Source organism: Phyllobacterium sp. P5_D12 (assembly GCF_054049495.1).
The window spans coordinates 1-3,586 of sequence record NZ_JBFUMG010000458.1; the positions used below are offsets into that span (position 1 = coordinate 1).

Genomic DNA, 3,586 nt, shown 5'->3' on the forward strand with positions numbered 1-3,586 from the left:
GAAAACTGGACGCCGGTTTTCCAACGGGAATTGCGATAAATAAACCACCCGGGCTCAGCCCGAATTTAAAGCCCGGGCCATGAGCCCGAAAAAGAGAAACTAAGGAGAAGGCTCATGCGCCACGGTAATTCAGGCCGCAAGCTTAACCGGACTGCCAGCCATCGCAAGGCGATGTTTGCCAATATGGCTGCATCACTGATCGAGCATGAGCAGATCGTGACAACGCTGCCCAAGGCCAAGGAAATTCGTCCCATCGTTGAAAAGCTTGTCACGCTCGGCAAGCGCGGTGATCTGCACGCTCGTCGTCAGGCCATTTCGGCCATCCGCGATGCCAAGCTCGTAGCCAAGCTGTTCGATACGCTTGCTCCGCGCTATGGCCAGCGCAATGGCGGCTACATCCGCATCATGAAGGCAGGCTTCCGCGCCGGTGACAATGCACCGCTCGCAGTTGTCGAATTCGTCGATCGCGATGTCAACGCTAAGGGTTCCAAGGATTTGGCCCGCGTTGAAGCCGAACGCGAAAACGAAGCCGAAGCAGCGTAAGCAACGCTTCGACCTGGAATTGAGAATTGAGAAGGGAGCTCACGCTCCCTTTTTCTGTTTGTCTTGGTATTTCACAAGAGGCACTAGTCGGACGTTGCTTTCCTGCCAAGCCCTTCGGCGAGCAGTGCTGTTGCCAGCATATTGAGTGAAACGCCTTCGCGGTCAGCGCGCCGGGCGAGGGCCGCGTGGAGCGATTTCGGTACGCGCTGGCGCCATTGGCCGCCGTACACTTCGCCGACCTCTGGCACTGCTCGGCCCAGTTCCTTCAATGTCTCAACATAAGATTTGAGAGCATCCCGTCCCTCCTGAAGTGCGGCTTCCGGTGTTTCACCATCCGTTACGCATCCCGGATAGTCGGGGAACTCTACGAGATAGCCGCTGCCTTCCTCTTCTGTGAGGGGTCAGATTTCAAAACGCGGTAATGTTTGGCGCTTATTCGCCATCTGCTTCTCCAATGCGATCCATCGCTGCTCCTTTTGCCGCGATGTCGAGACTAGCTAAAGTCTGGTGATCGGAAAATTATCCCTTAGTTCGAGATAGAGTCTGCGCAACCTTCAGCGATCGGCAAGCGCCAGCTTTACGCCCAGCGCAACAAACGCTCCGGCGAAACTGCGGCGCATCCACGTCAAGATGCGCGGACGCGAGATGACCTGATCGCGGACCGAGGCGGCGAAAAGGCCGTAGCCGACGAACACGACGAAGGTCATCAGCATGAAAGCGGCGCTTAAGACAAGCATGCGCCGGAGGGGATGCGGCTCCGTGGCGCTGACGAATTGCGGCAGGAATGCCAGGAAGAAAATCGACAGTTTCGGGTTGAGGATATTGATAAGGATCGCGGTGATCGTCACCTGCATCAGCGACTTTTCTCCAGCTTCGCTGTCGACATTCAGCGAGCCTTTCTCGCACAAAGCGTTCCAGGCCATATAGAGCAGATAGACAACGCCGGCATATTTGAAAGTGTGGAAGGCGAGAGCACTGGTGTGGAGAATTGCCGCCAGCCCTCCGATAGCTGCCGCCATGTGCGGAATGATGCCGATGGTACAGCCGAAAGCCGCCGCGGCACTGGCCCGTGCGCCGCGCGCGAGACCTGTCGCCAAGGTGTAGACGACACCCGTACCGGGCGAGATGACGATGATCAATGAAGTGATGAGGAATTCGAGGCCCACAACGGTTCTCCTTCTGAGTACTTCAGTGGTTGTACTGAAGCCGATCGGGAGATGTTCGTCTTGAACAGGATTGCAGCTGGAGCGGAAAATCAGGCAAAAGCGGTGGCGTAAGCGCCGGGAGAGAATCCATATTTGCGCACGAACAGGCGGGTCATGTGGCTCTGATCAGCGAAACCGCTCGTGGCGGCTGCATCGGCTAACGGCGATCCATTCGCAATGAGACGGCGGGCAAAGTCGGTCCGGCGTTGCATAAGATAGGCATGTGGTGTGAAGCCCGTCGCTTTGACAAAGCCGCGCAGAACCTGAAACCGGCTCAATCCACTTGTTCGCGCAAGATCAGTCAACGTTACGGGGAAAGCCGGCGCATCATCGATGAAACTCCTTGCGCGGTGGATGGCTGCGGAAGCCTGGCCTGAACCCTCTGGTTCATTGCGTTCGCGGGTAATCGTAGGAAGCAATTGCAACAACAGTTCTTCGCGTTGGAGATCAGGCGAATTAGCGGTTGTCATGATGGAGAAGAGGCGTTGGAAAACAGCCGCGACACCTGCGTTGCTCATCACAGGCCGGATGAACTCGCGGGTCTTGATGGCGCCTTCATTCATGTCGTCGATGGCTTCGCTGATGATCGCCGGATCGAAATAGAGCATGCGCCATGAACGTCCGACATCGCCGATCGGCATGCCGTCATGCACCTCGCCCGGGTTGACGGTGATGATGTCGCCGGGACCTGCCTCCACTTGGCCGCGGCCGCTCAGGGATTTCTGCGCGCCCTGATGGATAACGCCGATTCCATATTGCTCATGCGAATGGCGTGGAAAGGCATGGTTCGTGGAAGCTTCGACCACCTCGATACCGGCAACTTCGCATGGAAATATCTTGAACTGGCCTTTTGGCATGTCCTCATTTCTTATGACACCTGATCCTTTAAACCATACCCCAAACGCAGCGATCGATGAAGATCGCGTCTCACATGTTCCTGATGGTACCTTATGTCTCAAATTTGCTTTGTTTCTTCGCTGGTATCTCGGTGCAAAATCACCACATTGGTCGAGACAGTTTTATTGATTCATCATGTACCGGGAGATTGATATGAGTTCCAAAGCCGCTGCATCAGCGCGGGCCCTTTTCCTTTGTACCGCTGTGTTTTCCGGAATGGTGATGCCGCTTCATGCGCAAACAGCGACGGATACGACCAAGCAGTTGCCTACGACGCATAGCGAGCTGCAGCTCTCCTTTGCGCCGCTGGTGAAGCAGACGGCGGGTGCGGTGGTGAACGTCTATGCAGCACATGAGGTGCAGACACGCTCGCCCTTTGCCGGTGATCCCTTCTTCGAGCAATTCTTCGGTGGCGGACAATTCAAAGCACCGCCGCGTGTGCAATCGTCAMTTGGTTCAGGCGTGATTACCGATCCTTCCGGGATCATCGTCACCAACAATCACGTGATCCGCGATGCCGACACGGTGAAAGTTGCACTATCCGACGGGCGTGAGTTCGACTCGAAAGTTCTGCTGAAAGACGAGTCGACAGATCTCGCAATTTTGAAGATCGACGCGGGCGAGCCATTGCCGTCTTTGGGATTGGGGGATTCTGACAAGGTCGAAGTCGGTGATCTTGTACTCGCCATTGGCAATCCCTTCGGCGTCGGTCAGACAGTGACGAGCGGCATCGTTTCGGCGCAGGCGCGCACGCGGGTTGGCATTTCAGATTTCGACTTCTTTATCCAGACCGATGCGGCGATCAATCCCGGCAATTCGGGTGGCGCGCTGATCGGCATGGATGGCAAGCTTATCGGTATCAACACGGCGATCTTTTCGCGCTCCGGCGGGTCGGTCGGCATCGGTTTTGCTATTCCGGCCAATATGGTACGCGCCGTTGT

Annotated in this window: 5 protein-coding genes and 1 pseudogene; 2 read left to right on the forward strand and 4 right to left on the reverse strand. The window is 56.2% G+C overall.

Annotated elements, in window-relative coordinates; translation table 11 throughout:
• Positions 1–114 precede the first annotated feature (114 nt).
• On the forward strand, positions 115–543 hold the full coding sequence (gene rplQ, locus ACXJ5O_RS21705; RefSeq protein WP_114429386.1) for a 50S ribosomal protein L17: 429 nt from the start codon (positions 115–117) through the stop codon (positions 541–543).
• Between the two features lie 83 nt (positions 544–626).
• On the opposite strand, the gene ACXJ5O_RS21710 is transcribed toward rplQ, so the two are convergent.
• From ACXJ5O_RS21710 to ACXJ5O_RS21725, 4 genes and pseudogenes are all read right to left on the reverse strand, one after another.
• Entirely contained in the window at positions 627–791 is a 165-nt protein-coding gene (locus ACXJ5O_RS21710; RefSeq protein WP_457301705.1) for a toxin-antitoxin system HicB family antitoxin, read from the reverse strand.
• A pseudogene (locus ACXJ5O_RS21715) lies at positions 783–920 on the reverse strand (type II toxin-antitoxin system HicB family antitoxin); the annotation flags it as partial. The pseudogene ACXJ5O_RS21715 and the gene ACXJ5O_RS21710, both read right to left, overlap by 9 nt.
• Before the next feature lie 177 nt (positions 921–1,097).
• Positions 1,098–1,709 (reverse strand): LysE family translocator, encoded by a 612-nt coding sequence (locus tag ACXJ5O_RS21720; RefSeq protein ID WP_457301706.1) that lies wholly within the window; start codon positions 1,707–1,709, stop codon positions 1,098–1,100.
• Between the two features lie 89 nt (positions 1,710–1,798).
• Positions 1,799–2,605, reverse strand: a complete 807-nt coding sequence (locus tag ACXJ5O_RS21725) for an AraC family transcriptional regulator (RefSeq protein ID WP_457301707.1) — start codon at positions 2,603–2,605, stop codon at positions 1,799–1,801.
• Positions 2,606–2,798: 193 nt separating this feature from the next.
• Between ACXJ5O_RS21725 and ACXJ5O_RS21730 the strand changes: the two genes are divergently transcribed.
• On the forward strand, positions 2,799–3,586 hold a 788-nt coding region (locus ACXJ5O_RS21730; RefSeq protein WP_457301708.1), incomplete at its 3' end, for a trypsin-like peptidase domain-containing protein.

Coding starts and splice junctions, on each gene's coding strand:
- rplQ (WP_114429386.1), top strand. CDS start 115: ATGCGCCACGGTAATTCAGGCCGCAAGCTTAACCGGACTGCCAGCCAT.
- ACXJ5O_RS21725 (WP_457301707.1), bottom strand. CDS start 2,605: ATGCCAAAAGGCCAGTTCAAGATATTTCCATGCGAAGTTGCCGGTATC.